Here is a 17,021-nt window from a genome sequence, read left to right as displayed (position 1 = left end):
GAATTATGACCCGCACGCAGCCCATGACTGAAGTCGGCACCCCATTTCCCCCCAGTCGGTGGGCCCAGCGCATCGAGCGCCGCTACGAAAACCAGTTGTTTTTGCTGGCCCACAGCACCTTGGAACGCCGTGAACTGCAAGCCACACTGCAGCACCTGCTCACCCCGCATGGCGGCGCTCACGACATGGGCGTAGCCCTGCGCCTGCTACGCCAACTCACCCTCTACCGCCTGCAGCAACTGGACTGCCAGCAGCATCTGCCGCTGGATGTAGTGACGCGCACCATGACCGATTTGGCCGAGATCACGCTGGATGCGGCCTACCAGCACAGCTGGGAGCAACTGGCCCAACAGCATGGCACCCCGCGCACTGCCAATGGTGGTGAAGCGACGCTGTGCATCATCGGCATGGGCAAGCTGGGCGCGCGCGAACTCAATGTCTCCAGCGACATTGACCTCATTTATGTCTACGACGAAGACGGCCAAACCAGCGGCAACAGCGAAGGCCGGGGGGCGCTGAGCAACCAAGAATTTTTCGCCCGCCTGATCCGTGGCATGCAAACCCTGATTGGCGACACCACCGAGCACGGGCAGGTCTTCCGGGTCGATTTGGCGCTACGCCCCAATGGCAATTCAGGCCCATCGGCGGTGTCGTTGGGGGCGCTGGAGGAGTATTTCCACGTTCAAGGCCGCGAATGGGAGCGCTTTGCCTGGCTCAAAAGCCGCGTGATTGCACCGCGCAGCGCCATTGCCAGCGACTGCGCGCAGCAGTTGCGCAGCATCGTGGTGCCCTTTGTGTTTCGCCGCTATCTGGACTACAACGTGTTCGATTCCCTGCGCGGCCTGCACCAGCAAATCCGCGAACACGCCCAGCGCCGCAGCGCCGGGCGGCCCGAACGGCTCAACGACGTCAAACTCTCGCGCGGCGGTATCCGCGAGATCGAATTCACCGTGCAACTGCTGCAAGTGGTGCGCGGCGGCCAGTTCCCCGAACTGCGTACACGACCCACCTGCAGCGCTTTGGACAGACTGGCCCAAGCGGGCCTGATGCCCGCCTCTACAGCCCAGCAACTGCAACAGGCCTACACCTTTTTGCGCCAGGTAGAGCACCGCATCCAGTACTTGGACGACCAGCAAACGCACGTGCTGCCCACCGAAGAGGCCGATTTGGACTGGATTGCCCGCAGCCTAGGGCTGGCCGATGTCTGTGCCCTGATGCACACGCTAGACAGCCACCGCGAACTGGTGGCGCAAGAGTTTGACGCCCTGCTGGGTGGCTCCAGCCCCAGCAGCCCCAAAAGCGGCTGCAAGAAATGCCATGGCAACGCGGCAGGCAGTGCGCCCCCGACCAGCTTAGCGGCTTGGCTGGAACAGCGCATTCCCCAACTGCCCGACTCCCTGCGCCCACGCCTGCAAGAGTGGCAGCGCGCGCCGCGTTTGGCCTTGCTCAAAGACTCAGCGGCGCAACGCCTAGGGCAGCTGCTCGAACGCAGCTTTCAGTGGCTGGCCCAAGGTGAAGTGAGCGACACGGCTTGCCTGCGCCACTTGGACTGGCTAGAGCCCCTGCTGCGCCGCGAAAGCTATCTGGCCTTGCTGTGGGAGCGCCCCAGCGTGCACCAACGCTTGCTGCGCATACTGGGCGCAGCAAGCTGGCCGGCGCGCTACCTGCTGCAGCATCCCGGCGTGATCGACGAGCTGGTGGGCAACAACATCTTGCAAGAGCGCTTTGACCCGCAGCAGTTTGAAACCGAACTGCAACGCCGCCATGACGCCCTGCAACGCGCCAACGACGACGACGAGGAATCGCTGCTCAACCTGTTACGCCGCGCCCACCACGCCGAGGTGTTCCGCATCTTGGTACGCGACTTGGAGAGTCTGCTCAGCGTCGAGCAAGTGGCCGATGACTTGTCCGCCCTGGCCGACAGCGTGCTGCGCATCGCCACGCGCTGGTGCTGGCAGCGGCTGAAAAACCACCACCGCGAAGAACCTGCCTTTGCCATCATTGGCTACGGCAAGCTGGGCGGCAAAGAGCTGGGCTACGGCAGCGATCTGGACTTGGTATTTGTCTATGACGACGACCACGAGAACGCTGGCGAAATCTACGCCGCGCTGGTACGCAAGCTCATCAACTGGCTGACCGTGAAAACCGGTGAAGGCGATTTGTACGAGATAGACACCGCGCTGCGCCCCAACGGCAACTCGGGCCTGCTGGTGACCAGCATGGCCGCCTACGAGCAGTACCAAACCCAACGCGGCTCCAACACCGCCTGGACATGGGAACACCAAGCCATGACGCGTGCGCGCTGCGTGCTGGGCCCCCCAGCGCTGCGCCAGCGCTTTGATGGCGTGCGCCAAGCGGTGCTCACCACCGCACGTGACACCCATGGCTTGCGACAAGAAATCACGGCCATGCGCGAGCGCATGCGCCAGAGCCAGCGTGTGCCTGCGGGGCGGTTTGACATCAAATACAGCCCCGGCGGCATGGTCGATATCGAGTTCGTGGTGCAGTTTTTGGTGCTGGCCCATGCCCCTGCGCACCCCACCCTGTGCGCCAACGCGGGCAATATTGCCCTGCTGCAGCAAGCGCAAACGCTGGGCATCTTGCCCGCCCCCATGGGGGACGCGGCTGCAGCAGCCTACCGTCTACTGCGCCAAGAGCAGCACCATGCGCGGCTCAACGAATCGGTGGGACAGCTCGACAGCAACGAGGCCGAGGCCCTGCAAGCACCGGGCTTGGCCTTGTATGCCCATGTGTTGCCCCAGAGTTAGCAGCAATTTGCTATCTTTTTTATAGCTGCCACAGCTTACCCCATAAGCTCTAGCGCTTATTTTTGCGCTTGATGGGCGCGGATTTTTTTCAGCAGGGCGGTGGTCGAATAACCCGGCACGAAAGGCAGCGCACGGGCATCGCCCCCCCAACTGCGCACCAAGGCGGTTTCGGGCAGCTTGTCCATGTCGTAGTCGCCACCTTTGACGATCAAATCCGGGCGGATGCGCGCGATGATTTGCTGCGGCGTGTCCTCATCGAACCACGTGACTGCATCTACCGACTGCTGGCTGGCCATGAGGATGGCGCGATCCAGTTCGGCGTTGAGCGGGCGGTCATCCCCCTTGCCCAAACGCTTGACCGAAGCGTCGGTGTTGAGCGCCACAATCAGGCTGCCGCCCAGCGCACGGGCTTGCGCCAGGTACACCACGTGACCGCGGTGCAGCACGTCAAACACACCGTTGGTGAAAACCCAGGGGCGCGGTAGCTGCTGCAAGCGCGCCAACAAGGCATCATCGGTGACAATTTTTTCAAGAAAATCAGGGGCTTGGTCGATATGCTGCATAGGCCGATGCTAGCAGGCCCGTACGGCCTTGCCCCTACAATTCACCCGCAACCATGAACATAGAACCCGTGCAGTTTGAACACATCCCCGTTGGGGAGCCGCTGCCGTTCGCCCTGGTGGACAAGACCGGCGTGCTACTGGCGCGTAAAGGCTATGTCATCCCAAGCCGCAAAGAGCTGGAAGAAACAGCAGAACGCGGCGGCGGTTTGTTCATCGACACCGTTCATTCGGCTGCGCACTACCGCACCTACCTGGAGCACCTCAACAAGATGCTGCTGCAGGACAAATCGTTGGGTGAAATTGCGCAAACCCATATTGAAAGCCTGCAGGCCAATGACCGCACGCTGGAAAAACTGGAACAGCTGGGTTGGTTGGATCTGCAAGTCATGGCCAACAACACGCTGCGCGAGTCCAATTCGGAATTTTTCCGCTCTCGTCTTGAGCAGATGAACCAAATTCTGCAGCGCCACCTGCGCCGCAACCCCGATGGCGCGCTGTTTGCCCTCATTTACCTGAGCTCTACCGGCTTGGAGTACTACAGCGCCACCCACGGCATGCTGGTCGGGTGTATGTGCCACTTGGCTGCGCGCAACGTGTTGGGCTGGTCTGAGGACGACTGCAATCTGGTCATGCGCGTGGGTTTGACCATGAACGTGGGCATGACAGTCCTGCAAGACCGTTTGGCCCTGCAAACTGAACCACTGAGCACGGTGCAAAAGAACGCCATTGCCGCCCACGCCACGGTGAGTGCGGACATCTTGGAGCGCATGGGCGTGCCAGATGCCGACTGGCTGGAAGCAGTGCGCCTGCATCACCAACAAGCACCGGGTAAATTGAGCGAGCGCAGCCGCGCCAACCGGGTAGCACGCCTGATCCAGCGCGCCGACATGTTTGGGGCCCGGTTAGCCCCACGTGCTTCGCGCCACCCGCTGCCGCCCGCACAAGCCATGCAGGCCACGTACTACGACGAGAACAAGCAAGTCGACGAAGCGGGAGCCGCACTCATCAAGGCAGTCGGCATTTACCAGCCCGGTTCCTTGGTGCGCTTGGCCACAGGTGAAATTGCCGTGGTGATTCAGCGCGGTGCCAACACCACCACCCCACGCGTGGCGGTACTGGTGAACAAGGCTGGCATGCCCACGGCCGAGCCCATCGTGCGCGACACGGCGTTCAACGATTTTCGTATCACCGCCAGTATTGCGCACCGTGACATCAAGGTGCAGATCAATCTGGAGCGCATCTTGCTGCTCACCGCTACGGGCGCGCCCATGAACCTGCGCTAAGCGCAGGTTCCAACCCAGACTCAGGCAAACGGAACGGTCTCGGCGAAGCTGGGACGCTGCATGAGCTTGTCGAGCAAGCGACCCAAATTGGGATGTTGGTCGCGCCACTGCAGGTCGGGGAAGCGAAACTCCAACCACCCCAGCGCGCAGCCCACTGCAATGTCGGCCAAGCCCATGTGGATGCCGGTGAAGTAGGGCTGTTCACCCAAGTGCATGGCCAACACCTTGAGGGATTCATCGACCTTGCCCATCTGGCGCTCTATCCACGCTTGGCTGCGCTGGGCTTTGGTGCGACCAGCCCAAGTGGCCTCCATACGGGCCAAGATGGCGGCATCGAGCAAACCATCGGCCAAAGCCTCCAGTGTTTTCACCGCAGCACGCTCGCGCCCCACAGGGGGAATGAGTTTGCCCACAGGAGACAAAGTATCCAAGTAGTCGACGATGACGCGGGAGTCGTACATGGCTTCCACGCCCTCGATGACTAGGCATGGCACCTTGCCCAATGGGTTATGTTGATTGATCTGGGTTTTGTCCGACCAAACGTCTTCCAACACAAACTGGTAGTCCAGTTTTTTTTCTGCCATCACGACGCGCACTTTGCGCACAAAAGGACTGGCCGTTGAGCCGATAAGTTTCATGGATCGCTGTTTTTTCTTGTTGACGCCTAATTCTATAAGGCCACGCAATGCCCTTGGAGCTTCGCGCATGCCTGCCCCACGACAGGCCCTAATGGCCCGTCATGCGCACCGCCTACAATTGCCACATGACTTTCTCCACCCTCTCTGCCCTCTCTCCGCTGGACGGCCGCTATGCCGCCAAACTCGACCCTCTGCGCCCGCTGATGAGCGAATTCGGCTTTATGCACCGCCGCGTGCAGGTCGAAGTGGCGTGGTTTATCGCCCTGTCCGATGCGGGTTTTGAGCAATTCAAACCACTGAGCCCCGGTGCGCGCACCTACCTGCTGGGTTTGGTGAAGAATTTCTCCGAGGCCGATGCACAGGCCATCAAAACCATTGAGAAAACCACCAACCACGATGTGAAAGCGGTGGAGTACTGGATCAAGTCCAAGTTTGAAGCACGTCCTGAGCTGGAGCGCGCCAGCGAATTTGTGCACTTTGCCTGCACCAGCGAAGACATCAACAACACCAGCCACGCACTGCAACTGCGCTCGGCCCGCGATGTGGTGCTGCTGCCCGCGCTGGACAAAATCATGCTCAAGCTGCGCGACATGGCCCACGCCTATGCGGCTACGCCCATGCTCAGCCGCACCCATGGCCAAACCGCCAGCCCCACCACCGTGGGCAAAGAAATCGCCAACGTGTTGGTGCGCCTGCAAGCGGCCTGTGACCGCATTGCCAGCGTGAAGCTGCTGGCCAAGATGAACGGTGCCGTGGGCAACTACAACGCCCATCTGTCCGCTTGGCCCGACTTTGACTGGGAAGCCTTTAGCAAGAAAGTCATTGAGACGCCTGAGCCACTGGGTTTGGGTCTGAACTTCCAGCCCTACAGCATCCAAATCGAGCCGCACGACTACATGGCCGAATTGTTTGACGCCGTGGCCCGCACCAACACCATCTTGATCGACCTGAGTCGCGATATTTGGGGCTATGTGTCGCTGGGCTACTTCAAGCAAAGGCTCAAAGCAGGCGAGATTGGCTCCTCCACCATGCCGCACAAGGTCAACCCGATCGACTTTGAAAACGCCGAAGGCAACCTTGGCTTGGCCAACGCCTTGCTGCGCCACCTGAGCGAGAAGCTGCCCGTGAGCCGCTGGCAGCGCGACCTGACCGACAGCACCGTGCTGCGCAACATGGGTGTGGCACTGGGTTATTCGCTCTTGGCCTATACCTCGTTCATGACCGGTTTGAACAAGCTGGAAATCAACGAAGAAGCCTTGGCAGACGACCTGAACGCTGCGTGGGAAGTGCTAGCCGAGCCCATCCAGACCGTGATGCGCCGCTATGGCGTACAAGGTGCCTACGAAAAACTCAAGGAAGTCACCCGCGGCAAAACCGTGACTGCCCAGGCGCTGCACGCCCTGATCGACAGCTTGGAAATTCCGCAAGCGGACAAAGACCGCCTGCTGGCCATGACCCCCGCTAGCTACATTGGCAAGGCCACTGAGCTGGCGCGCCGGGTGTAAGTGGCATGGCACTCAAAGCAACCATCTACAAAGCCAACCTGCAAATTGCTGACATAGACCACGGCTACTACGCCGACCATGCGCTCACACTGGCTCGCCACCCCAGCGAAACCGATGAGCGCATGATGGTGCGTTTGGTCGCGCTAGCCCTGCAGGCCCACCAGTTACAAGACCTGTGCAATGGCGATGGCACCTTGGCGTTTGGAGCCGGGCTGTCTGATCCAGAAGACCCCGACGCATCCCTGACCGACTTCACCGGTGCCATGCGCCTGTGGATTGAAGTGGGGCAGCCGGAAGACAAGCCCATCAGCAAAGCCTGCAACAAGGCCGATGCGGTGGTGCTCTACGCCTACAGCCACCCGGCCGAAGTGTGGTGGAAGGGCATTGCAGGCAAGCTCAACCGCTTGGACAAGCTGCAAGTCTGGCGCATTCCGTCTGAGCAAAGCCAAGCGCTGCTGCCATTGGCACAACGCAGCATGCAGCTACAAGCCACCATCCAAGAAGGCGCACTCTTGCTCAGCGATGGGCAGCACACAGTGCAGATCGAACCCCAGCGCTGGCAATAGACAAGCACCAGGCTGTGCGGGGCCCTATTCCTGTGCGCGTTCAGCGTATTTGGTAAAGCGCCACGCGTCCCCCTCTAGGGTGATGCGGTGCCACGTGTCGCGCTTTTCCACCGGCTGCATGCCCGGCCAGTGCTGTACCTCTTCGAAAGTGCGGCCACAGCCTTTGCAGACCTCGTCCCCCTGGCTGGTGGAGCAAATGGCGATGCAGGGCGTATCGGGTGTGGTGTCGTACCACGCCAACCAAGCATCCAGTGCCGCAGGGGGCAAAGTGTCACAGGCATGGTGGCCCTGCACTGCCATGCGTGCATACACCTCGGCCAAAGCCGCCAGTGGCGGTGCCAAGGGCTCTCCCGACGGAGTCGGCCATTGCTCTCGCCAGTAATTGATGGCAGATTCAATGTCGGTGATGTGGTAGCTGGCGGCCACGCTCGTATGCCCCTTATTCCCTTGGGTTTGTTGCACCAAAACCTAGACTGCATGCAATACGGTTTTGCAATCAAAGGATGAATTATGGAATTTCTGACACCCGCATGGTGGTCGGCTCTGCTGGCTATTGTGCTGATTGACTTGGTGCTGGCAGGCGACAACGCAATTGTCATTGCCCTTGCCGCCCGCAACCTCCCAAGCCACCTGCGTACCAAAGCGATTGCATGGGGAACTGTGGGCGCTATTGTCGTGCGTGCAGCCATGACCTTGGGTGTGGTGTGGCTGCTGCACATACCCGGTCTGATGCTGGTGGGCGGTATGGGTTTGGTATGGATAGCCTACAAGCTGCTACACGACAATGGCGAGGAGGAGCATGGTGAAACCGGTGCAACCACCTTCTGGGGCGCTATGCGCACCATCGTAGTGGCCGATGCACTCATGGGTATTGACAATGTGCTGGGGGTTGCAGGTGCCGCCCATGGCGACTTTGCGCTGGTGATTGTGGGCTTGCTGCTGAGCGTGCCCATTATGGTGTTTGGCAGTAATGTGGTGCTCAAGCTGGTGCAACGCTACCCCGTCATCATCCAAGTTGGCGCAGCGGTGCTGGCCTTCACTGCTGCCAAGATGATTGTGGCGGAGCCTTGGTTGAAAGATTTCTTTGGCACCCCAAAGCAATCCACTGAGGGCCAGATCATGGCACGCTGGGCGGTGGAAGGTGTTGTCATCATTGGCGTATTGGCAGCTGGTTGGTGGCACAAAAAACGCAACCAGCAGCAAGCCTAAACACCTGCATATAGGCATTGGTGGGGAGCATATGCTCCCCTTTTTACATCTTGCTGCTTTGCAGGTCTTTGAGTTGGCTTTGCAACTGCCGCACCCGGCTGTCGATGATGCTGAGCTCTATCTGATCATCGCCTGAAGTGGCTGGATTCTTTGCTCCCCATGCTTGCGCTGCACGCATGCGTTCTAAGGCTTGCGCAATATCCATTTCTGCAGCCTTGCTCTCGGCTGCGGCCCGCATGGCCCCCAAAGTCCAGCCAGTGGCTACTGCCATGTTGCTTTGCTGCTGCCACATCAGCGCGTCACTGGGATGCTCCACCAACCAGCTACGGCGCTCGATCAGACATTGGCGCAACTGTGCTTGGTTCTGCAGGGCCAAGGCAGCTTGCCCGCGCAGCCACATACCGGCACGGTGGTTGGCATCGAGCATAAGCAAGTCCCACGCTGCTGCCGCTTGGTTCGTTGCCAGCAAATACTCCGCTTGCAGATAACGCCATTGGCGCTGGCTCAGAGGTTTACCTGCCACCAGGCTTTGTAGCTGAAGCAATTGCTTCTGCGCTGTGGGCCAATCGCGCAGTTGCATAGCCCCCATCGCTGCGGCATAGGCCGTTGCCGCTGCTTGACTAGTGTTGTTGGTTGTCGCTTTCATATTGGCTTGCGCCACCAAAAGCTGCTGCGCATCCACCCCGCTGCTGGACAGGGCCTTGGCTCGCGCGGCCATCAAGGTGTGCTCCAACATAGGGTCTTCGCTTGCTGCCGCATTGGTTTTGCTGGTGGCCGTGGCTTTCACACCCAAGCGCCCTTGCATGTCGGCCATGCGCTCGGTGCTCAAAGGGTGGGTGCGCAGGTAAGGAAAGTTGCCGCTGTCGTTGAGGCGATTGGCGTTGTAGAGCTTGTCGAACATGGTCACAAAGCCCTCTGGGTCATAACCCGCTTGGGTGGCCACGCCAAAACCGATGCGGTCAGCCTCACGCTCCATATCACGCGAGAAATTGAGCTGACTTTGGGCTGCAGCGGCACTGCCGCCCACGACCACTGCACTGCCGCTCTGACCGTCCTTGGCCGCAGCCAGAATGCCCAAAATCATGGCGCCTATCAGCCATGGAGTTTGCTGCTCTTGCTGCGCCATCATGCGTGCGAGGTGGCGCTGGGTGACGTGGCTGAGTTCATGGGCCAGCACAGCGGCCAGTTCGTCGCGACTGACTGTCACCGCCAGTAAACCCAACTCCAAACCAAAGTACCCGCCCGGCGTGGCAAACGCATTCACGGTTTTGTTCTTTCCCAGCAGCACATGCCACGCATAGGCATCATCCATCTCGGGTTGGATCTCACCGCGCGCGCGCGCTGCAGCCAGCAGCGGCGCCATGATGCTGTTGACGTAGTCTTGCACTATCGGATCATCCAGATAGTCCAGATCGCGGTACAAAGACCGCGCCATTTGATCGCCTATGCGGCGTTCGGCGGCGGGAGAGAGACCGAGGCCGTCTGAGAAATCACTGGGCATGGAATATGCATCTAATCCGGAAAGGCAGAATAAAATTAAGAATAAGATAATACTCCTATCCATTGCAAAAACTCCTAATTTTATAAAATAGCAAAATGAAAAAATTAAATAGCAAACACAATTCACGACAAGCTGAATTTTTTTTATTAACGATATGTTTAGTGACGGTTATATACATATCCACAGTTCAAATTGCCGGCGTTGACTTTTGGCTTCAGGCAAAGATCGGTGAAATAATAATTAACGAAAAATCAATTCCACCTGACTTACGTTTCCCCTTCACAGAAATCAGAACAGAAAAATTCAATGCTCATGAATGGCTCGCCTCTATAATATTCTACTTTTTTATAAAATTTTTTGGAGAAAATAATCTCCCATTCATTGCAACAGCATTTGGCATAGTTCTTTTCTGCGCCATATATTCTCTGCTACGCAGAATGCAAGTTGAAAAATCTCCAGCTTTGATTCTTTCACTTATCGGCATCACACTCGAAAATTATCGCCACACCATTAGACCAGAAATATTTTCAACAATTTTTCTGGCTTTTTTTATCGAAAGAATGGCAAACGCATATTCAAAAAGAACTATTTCATCTCTTTTTCCAATCGCCATACTTTCAACGCTCTGGACAAACATTCACGGGTCTTTTATTTTGGCACCAATAATTGCAGGGATTTATCTATTTTCCGAATTATTGAAACTACATCGATCATCTAGCATCTTCAAAGAAATAACATTTCCCACGCTCGCCTTCTTTGTTGTACTCTTAAGTTGCCTGATAAATCCATTTGGCATTGAAGCTTACACATTTGCCCTGTCATTCTCATCGGACGCACGCCTTGCAAATAGAGTGACAGAATGGATGCCAACATTATCTACGAGATGGCGAGATAGCTTTTTTTGGTACTACCTCTTACTGATACTAACCATCACATGGATATTTGCATTAGTTAATAGAAAAAAAATGCTCGCAGAATACTGGTTTCTTTTGGCATTCTTCAGCTTCTTAGCCATCAAGGCAATACGCTTCCCCGTCTACCTATCAACAATAATACCAATAATTCTGTCAAAAACAACACCCCAGCCCCCTTTCATAAAAGGGATAACTGAAAAATACATTTATCCTGCGCTAGGATTTTTACTATTTATTCTATTTATTTTTAACGGAAATATGCTTGGCACTAACCCAACGACTCCCGCCTATGGAAAATACAGCGATGAATTAACAAAAACACTATTATCACCAGAAGTTAAAGGCAACGTCCTGACCACTATTTCTTCAGGCTGCGAGCTTGTTTATACAGCCTACCCCAAACTAAAGCCTTCCATTGATTGTCGCGTAGACTCGTATGGCTTTGACTACGCCGAGTTTAACCAAGCACTACTAAATAATAGCACCCTGTTAGACGAATTTGTGGAGCGCTATGATGTTAAATTTATACTTATGGAAAAAGAAGTTTTCATCACCAATGCAAAACTAAAAAAATTTGAAGTTGAAAAATGGGACCCAATCCTAATTGACAGGCATTACATTTTTCTAAAAAAGAAGGATTGAAATAGCAAGACCAATTCGCCACAATGCAAGCATTGTGAAATGAAATAACATTACTCAGAATTAATTGTCACAATTCCACAAAAGACCACTCTTTGCCGCTAATGCCTCACTATCCCAAAGAAATTTGGCATCCTTCACACTACTCTCATAACTACTACAATAAAAAATCATCCATTTTTTTGCCAAAATCAAATCGCCTAGTAGGGCATGTTTTTTTATTAGCGCAAACATTAACTTTTGACTAGGATACCTCAATACCAGATTGTCATCCAAATAATCAGAATCCATCAAAATCGTCTGAGAGACATCAATGTCGTTAGCATCAAAAAATCTCTCATAACCTTTCAATACAATCAAATCAGGGTGCATCTCACTGCGTTCAAAAACGATAGCGCGCTCAGCGTTGCGCAATCGCAGATAAAAATATGAATTTTCAATCTTCAAATAATCATATCCAATTATCAATGCAGCAGCAAGCAACATGCACAGAATTGTTCCAATGTAAAAATTCTGTGCAGACAGTTTTCCAATAGATACCTCACTCGAAAGCTTTCCCAGAAAAAACCCAAATGGAATTAAAAAGTACAAATAATGCAACGGGAACTCAAACTGAGAATGTATAAAGAGTGGAATAATTAACAAAAATACTACACCTCCTCCATTTTTCAGACCACTCCTCAAGCAAACAAAAAAAGACATCAAGAAAATAAATATAACACCCCCCCCAAACAAAACCCCAGTATAAATAAACATATCAAGAAAAATATTATGCGCCGAACCAAATAACTGCAAATAATGTTTTGACTGCGCTGTATGAAAGAGTGCTGCAACCGCTCCATCCCAGCCATAACCTACTATCCACTTTAACCTTATTGCCTCTATCGCCCTGCTCCATATCTCAATTCGATCACTTACTGCACCAGATACGATTCGTGTCGTGGGCATTGAGTTCTCTTGCAAAAACAGGGAAGGCAAAAAGCTTGATCCAACAATTAATATTACCAACAACAGCTGATGCGCTATTAATTTATTTTTTCTATATTCCGAATTTAAATTCACAAGAGCGCCAGCAACCAAAATTGAAAGCATCCCTGCCCTTGAACCTGTTAATCCAAGACCAAGTGATGAAAGAACGATTAACAGAAATGAAAATGAAAATGTTTTTTTTAAATGAACAAAGGAATACACAATTGCCATTGCATGCAACGTTGCCAAGTTATTCGCTTGTGCCAAATTTCCATCATAGCGTACTGTTCCAGGCTGCACCGAATTAATCCACATCGAATCTATTGCACCATTAAATCTTGTCATTTGCACAATCTGAATAATGCATGAAACTGCACTCGCAAATGAAAAAGATCTGCCCCAAAAGTCAATATCATCGGAACCATCTTCTGTCTGGCATGCGCCCACATAGATTGCGCAAAAGAAACCTAGTGCATACAAAAAAAAGAGAGTTGAAAATCTTTCTGGGGAAAAGAGATACTGGTATAGCTGATGCAATATTATCAAAAAAGCGGGAAAAATAAATATTAAGTTCACACGCCGCAGGAACATTCCTTTAGTGAGCCTATACAACACCCATACAATACACACCACAGCACTCCACCATTCTGCATGGAATGAAGTCCATGGCCGACTATGATTTGGAATGAACCAAGTAATGCTTAACAATAAAGAAAATATATACGGCATAGACAAAAAAAAAGGAGGCCTCGCCTCCTTTTGTTGGGTTATTTATCTTAGCGGCAAGATGCTGGTGCCCATTTTGTAACACTTGTTGTGCACGTCCACGACTTAATATTATTTGTATCGGCAGATACAGGTGCTAGTGTCACAACGAAATCGCTAGTACTTGTGCTATTGGCGATAGCACCTGTTACCGTAATAACCCCCGTATTACTGACAATATTCATTGCCAAGGTGCGGGCATTAGATGTGAAGCTGCTCGCGCAGGAATTAAGTGATACAAAACCGTTGGAAGATACACTTTCAGTCACGCAGGTGCGTGCGCCACTAGCAGCCAAAATGACTTCTGAAGCTTTTGCACGGTTGGTGTAGTCTTGGTAGGCAGGCAGTGCCACAGCAGCCAAGATGCCGATGATCGCAACCACGATCATCAATTCGATCAGGGTGAAACCCTGTTGGACGGTACGTTTCATTTGATACTCCAAAGACGTAGTGAAGGAAGGTTTCATTCTATGCAGACTTTGTGCCAGCTACAGTTTTGGCCTTGATCTGTTGCAAAAAACTACGCAACGCCTATTTCTGCGCCCATTTTTGTCATTGCTGCCAGTCTCAACACGCAAATTTGTCACTTAATACACACCTGCCGAACCATTTTCAAATCCGTCAGCCCCATCATTACTTTTTCCATGCCATCCATCTTGAGCGTGCGCATTCCGCCCTCTACAGAAGCGGCAAAAAGTTCTGCTACACGGGCGCGCTCTTGAATGAGTTTTTTGACTGCATCGTCTGCTACCAATAATTCGTGCAAGCCAACGCGGCCTTTGTAGCCGGTGTGGTTGCACTTGTCGCATCCTACTGCACGGTAGAAATGCAAATGCCCGTCTTGGCCGTAGCTATCCGTCCAGGTTTCGAGCAGTTTTTGCATTTCACCTCCTGCATCGCGCTGCCAAGCAGCCGAATGGCGCAATTCTTCGCTGTATTCCATGGCAAACAGACGTAGCTCTGCGGCATCGGGCACGTAGGCTTGTTTGCAGTCGCACAAACGCTTGGCCAAGCGCTGGGCCAAGATTCCTAGAAGTGCATCGGCAAAGTTAAACGGATCCATCCCCATGTCCATGAGGCGGGTAATGGATTCTGGTGCGGAGTTGGTGTGCAAGGTGGAAAAGACCAAGTGGCCAGTCAGCGATGCCTCCACGCCCATCGACACAGTTTCTTTGTCGCGGGATTCACCCACCATAATGATGTCCGGGTCAGCACGCAAAAAAGCGCGCATGACCAAAGCGAAATCGATGCCCGCTTTTTTATTAATTTGAACCTGCCGCAAACCCTTTTGGGTAATTTCCACCGGATCCTCTGCCGTCCATATCTTGGTTTCTGGTGTATTCAAAAATTTGAGTATCGAGTGCAGCGTGGTGGTCTTACCAGAACCCGTTGGGCCGCACACATAAAACAAACCATATGGCTTGCTCACCGTAGCCTCTAAGCGCTGCTTATTGACAGGAGTTAAGCCCAGCTTTTCCAACGGAATGGGCTCACCAGCAGCCAAAATCCGCATCACCACGTCTTCCAATCCGCCTGCCGAGGGAATTGTTGCTACGCGCAACTCGATGTCCAACGGTCCATATTTCTTGACCTTGATCTTGCCGTCCTGGGGCTTACGACGCTCAGAAATATCCAAGTCACACATGATTTTGAGCCGTGTAACCATGGCTTGGCGTAGATGAGAGGGAACTTCAATGTACGGGAATAGAGTACCGTCGATGCGAAAGCGGATGCCAGTTTTCAACTTGCCCGGCATGGGTTCGATATGGATATCGGATGCTTTTTGGTTGTATGCATCTACGATGATGCGGTTCACGAGTTTGACCAATTCGTTGTCTTGTGCGGCAGAAGCCAACGCCTCATCATTGACGTCATCCCCCAGTGGAGCCGTGTCCATGTCGGCCAGCATTTTGTCAATGGAGCCTGTGGTTGCACTGGCACCAAACAACTGATCCAAGGTCTGCAAAAACTCTGTCTCAGTGGTTACATGGTAGACAAATTTACTGACCCGGGAAAAGACCTGCGGTACCATGCGTGCTGCGCGCACAGCCTCGGGGTCGGTGCACATGATGATCAAACCATCTGGCGACTCCTCCAAGGGAATCCAGCCTTGTTCTTCCACGAATTCGCGCTTGAGCGCACCATGCAACACTTCTGCACGGATCCGACTCGCACTGAACGACTCGTAGGGAACTTGGAAAAAGCGTGAGAGCGATATGCCAATAGCATGCAACTTGATGCCAAAGCGATCAAGCAGCAGTTGCTCAACCGTTGTTGCACTGTCGCGCGCTTCTTGGATGCACAGTTCTAACTCGTTATGAGTGAGTAGCCCATCACCTACTAAGGTGTCGTATTTGCTCCCGCGCCGTGCGGTCTCTTCGGACACCCGTTTTTGGCGCTGGCGTATCGCAGTGGCCAATGTTTTGCACAAGCGATTAACTCCGTCCACTTCGATCTCACCGAATGGTTCATCGCTCTTGTTGTTGATGACCTGAAGAACACCATACAAGGTGGTGCCTTCGTGAATCGGTGCTACCAGCATTTGCTTGGTTCTATAGCCCGAACGGCGATCGACCTCTTTCAAGAAAGACAAGCTGGGATGTATGCGTTTTAACTCCTCATCGTCATACACATCGGCTACGTTGAGCAACTTACGACTGAATGCTACATAGCCAGCCATGCTTTGGGGACTGATAGGCAGTTTGAGCTCTCGGCTCGTATTCAAACCCGTTTTGATTTTAGAAATGATCGACACGCCATCTTCACTGACAGCGTAGAGTGTCAGGCGATCGGCGTTGAGCAATTTGCAAACATCGGCGCTGGCATCGAGCATGATTTGCTCAATGTTCTCCGTGTCGTGTATGCGCGTCGTGACCTGTTGTAGTTGGCGAAAAAAGAGGGCCTCGAAAGTGAGGCCGCGCTTTTTAGAGGGTAACTTTTGGGAAGCTAGGAAAGCCTCTTCGCTATTCGAATGCGACGAGGAAAAGTCCGAAGTGTTCACGCCAATATCCTCATTCCCGAATTACTTCCTCAACCTTGAATGAATTGCATTTTGGTACCAGCCAACTCCACCACATCGCCGTTTTGCAATGCAACAGGATCCGGGCCCAATGGGGCACCATTGAGAGTGGGATTCCCCGAACCTTCCACATGGTGTACTACATAGCCTTGCTGCCTGCGCGTAATAGCCGCCACCGCCACGCCCGGTTTTCCAATCGTAGTGACGACTTTAGATAGCAACACCTCACGCCCACTGGCTACGCCGGAAAGAACCTTGATACTTGCTTGCAGTGATGCTGCCGCTTCGGTAGCAGAAATGGTTCCAAAACCAGTGCTTGGATTGGCATTGAGTTGTGCAAAACCACTATTCTTAGCCGCCGGGGGCTTTTCAACTGCGGCAACGGCCTGACCCAATTCGCCCGCAAACTTGATTTTGTATTTACCAATTTCAATGCTGTCACCATGGGCAAGCTGTTGGCGCTTCACGGCTTTGCCGTTGACATAGGTTCCATTGGTGCTATTGAGATCCTCGATGTACACATCATTGCCAGCAAACTGAACAACAGCATGCTCACCACTGACAGCCAAGTTGTCTATCACGACATCGTTATAAGGACGCCTACCAATAGTTGTCCTGTCCTTGACGAGCTGGACTTCCTTGATCACTACCTCATCGATCGACACGATCATTTTCGGCATTG

The 17,021-nt window shown here is 53.6% G+C and carries 14 protein-coding genes; 6 read left to right on the top strand and 8 right to left on the bottom strand.

Going from position 1 to position 17,021, the window contains the following annotated elements; translation table 11 throughout:
- The first annotated feature begins 5 nt into the window (after positions 1 to 5).
- Entirely contained in the window at positions 6 to 2,768 is a 2,763-nt protein-coding gene (gene glnE / locus KIK84_RS08810; protein ID WP_214122688.1) for a bifunctional [glutamate--ammonia ligase]-adenylyl-L-tyrosine phosphorylase/[glutamate--ammonia-ligase] adenylyltransferase, read from the top strand.
- 56 nt (positions 2,769 to 2,824) lie between these two features.
- On the opposite strand, the gene KIK84_RS08805 is transcribed toward glnE, so the two are convergent.
- Positions 2,825 to 3,331, bottom strand: a complete 507-nt coding sequence (locus tag KIK84_RS08805) for an adenylyltransferase/cytidyltransferase family protein (protein ID WP_214122687.1) — start codon at positions 3,329 to 3,331, stop codon at positions 2,825 to 2,827.
- 53 nt (positions 3,332 to 3,384) lie between these two features.
- On the opposite strand from KIK84_RS08805, the gene KIK84_RS08800 reads away from it, so the two are divergent.
- Entirely contained in the window at positions 3,385 to 4,614 is a 1,230-nt protein-coding gene (locus KIK84_RS08800; RefSeq protein WP_214122686.1) for an HD-GYP domain-containing protein, read from the top strand.
- A 20-nt stretch (positions 4,615 to 4,634) separates the two neighbouring features.
- On the opposite strand, the gene KIK84_RS08795 is transcribed toward KIK84_RS08800, so the two are convergent.
- Positions 4,635 to 5,252 carry a glutathione S-transferase N-terminal domain-containing protein gene (locus KIK84_RS08795; protein ID WP_214122685.1) on the bottom strand — a complete coding sequence of 206 codons (618 nt, stop codon included), beginning with the start codon at positions 5,250 to 5,252 and terminating at the stop codon, positions 4,635 to 4,637.
- Between the two features lie 125 nt (positions 5,253 to 5,377).
- Here KIK84_RS08795 and purB point away from each other — a divergent pair, with 125 nt between their 5' ends.
- Both purB and KIK84_RS08785 read left to right on the top strand, forming a co-directional pair.
- Positions 5,378 to 6,757, top strand: a complete 1,380-nt coding sequence (purB, locus tag KIK84_RS08790) for an adenylosuccinate lyase (RefSeq protein WP_214122893.1) — start codon at positions 5,378 to 5,380, stop codon at positions 6,755 to 6,757.
- A 5-nt stretch (positions 6,758 to 6,762) separates the two neighbouring features.
- Positions 6,763 to 7,323, top strand: a complete 561-nt coding sequence (locus tag KIK84_RS08785) for a YaeQ family protein (RefSeq protein WP_214122684.1) — start codon at positions 6,763 to 6,765, stop codon at positions 7,321 to 7,323.
- A gap of 24 nt (positions 7,324 to 7,347) precedes the next feature.
- Here KIK84_RS08785 and KIK84_RS08780 read toward each other — a convergent pair whose 3' ends face one another.
- Positions 7,348 to 7,785, bottom strand: a complete 438-nt coding sequence (locus KIK84_RS08780) for a DUF3717 domain-containing protein (RefSeq protein ID WP_349815921.1) — start codon at positions 7,783 to 7,785, stop codon at positions 7,348 to 7,350.
- A gap of 48 nt (positions 7,786 to 7,833) precedes the next feature.
- Between KIK84_RS08780 and KIK84_RS08775 the strand changes: the two genes are divergently transcribed.
- The gene (locus KIK84_RS08775) at positions 7,834 to 8,532 is read left to right on the top strand and encodes a TerC family protein (RefSeq protein WP_214122683.1); all 699 of its coding nucleotides are present in this window, start codon (positions 7,834 to 7,836) and stop codon (positions 8,530 to 8,532) included.
- 43 nt (positions 8,533 to 8,575) lie between these two features.
- Here the strand turns inward: KIK84_RS08775 and KIK84_RS08770 are convergent, their stop codons facing one another.
- A complete protein-coding gene (locus KIK84_RS08770) occupies positions 8,576 to 10,033 on the bottom strand; it encodes a M48 family metalloprotease (RefSeq protein WP_214122682.1) in 1,458 nt (485 codons plus the stop codon).
- Between the two features lie 161 nt (positions 10,034 to 10,194).
- Between KIK84_RS08770 and KIK84_RS08765 the strand changes: the two genes are divergently transcribed.
- Entirely contained in the window at positions 10,195 to 11,589 is a 1,395-nt protein-coding gene (locus KIK84_RS08765) for a hypothetical protein (RefSeq protein ID WP_214122681.1), read from the top strand.
- 60 nt (positions 11,590 to 11,649) lie between these two features.
- Here KIK84_RS08765 and KIK84_RS08760 read toward each other — a convergent pair whose 3' ends face one another.
- The 4 genes from KIK84_RS08760 to KIK84_RS08745 form a co-directional block, all read right to left on the bottom strand.
- Positions 11,650 to 13,131 carry a PglL family O-oligosaccharyltransferase gene (locus tag KIK84_RS08760; protein WP_214122680.1) on the bottom strand — a complete coding sequence of 494 codons (1,482 nt, stop codon included), beginning with the start codon at positions 13,129 to 13,131 and terminating at the stop codon, positions 11,650 to 11,652.
- Between the two features lie 200 nt (positions 13,132 to 13,331).
- Entirely contained in the window at positions 13,332 to 13,751 is a 420-nt protein-coding gene (locus tag KIK84_RS08755) for a pilin (protein WP_214122679.1), read from the bottom strand.
- Between the two features lie 152 nt (positions 13,752 to 13,903).
- Entirely contained in the window at positions 13,904 to 16,321 is a 2,418-nt protein-coding gene (locus KIK84_RS08750) for a GspE/PulE family protein (protein ID WP_349815920.1), read from the bottom strand.
- A 29-nt stretch (positions 16,322 to 16,350) separates the two neighbouring features.
- Positions 16,351 to 17,019, bottom strand: a complete 669-nt coding sequence (locus KIK84_RS08745) for an FHA domain-containing protein (protein ID WP_214122678.1) — start codon at positions 17,017 to 17,019, stop codon at positions 16,351 to 16,353.
- Between the last annotated feature and the right edge of the window lie 2 nt (positions 17,020 to 17,021).

The sequence above is a fragment of the Curvibacter sp. CHRR-16 genome (genome assembly GCF_018474005.1).
Lineage (GTDB): Bacteria > Pseudomonadota > Gammaproteobacteria > Burkholderiales > Burkholderiaceae_C > Allorhodoferax.
This window is presented reverse-complemented; position numbering and strand designations above follow the sequence as displayed.

Coding starts and splice junctions, on each gene's coding strand:
- KIK84_RS08795 (WP_214122685.1), bottom strand. CDS start 5,252: ATGAAACTTATCGGCTCAACGGCCAGTCCTTTTGTGCGCAAAGTGCGC.
- KIK84_RS08755 (WP_214122679.1), bottom strand. CDS start 13,751: ATGAAACGTACCGTCCAACAGGGTTTCACCCTGATCGAATTGATGATC.
- KIK84_RS08800 (WP_214122686.1), top strand. CDS start 3,385: ATGAACATAGAACCCGTGCAGTTTGAACACATCCCCGTTGGGGAGCCG.
- KIK84_RS08805 (WP_214122687.1), bottom strand. CDS start 3,331: ATGCAGCATATCGACCAAGCCCCTGATTTTCTTGAAAAAATTGTCACC.
- glnE (WP_214122688.1), top strand. CDS start 6: ATGACCCGCACGCAGCCCATGACTGAAGTCGGCACCCCATTTCCCCCC.
- KIK84_RS08775 (WP_214122683.1), top strand. CDS start 7,834: ATGGAATTTCTGACACCCGCATGGTGGTCGGCTCTGCTGGCTATTGTG.
- KIK84_RS08770 (WP_214122682.1), bottom strand. CDS start 10,033: ATGCCCAGTGATTTCTCAGACGGCCTCGGTCTCTCTCCCGCCGCCGAA.
- purB (WP_214122893.1), top strand. CDS start 5,378: ATGACTTTCTCCACCCTCTCTGCCCTCTCTCCGCTGGACGGCCGCTAT.
- KIK84_RS08745 (WP_214122678.1), bottom strand. CDS start 17,019: ATGCCGAAAATGATCGTGTCGATCGATGAGGTAGTGATCAAGGAAGTC.
- KIK84_RS08785 (WP_214122684.1), top strand. CDS start 6,763: ATGGCACTCAAAGCAACCATCTACAAAGCCAACCTGCAAATTGCTGAC.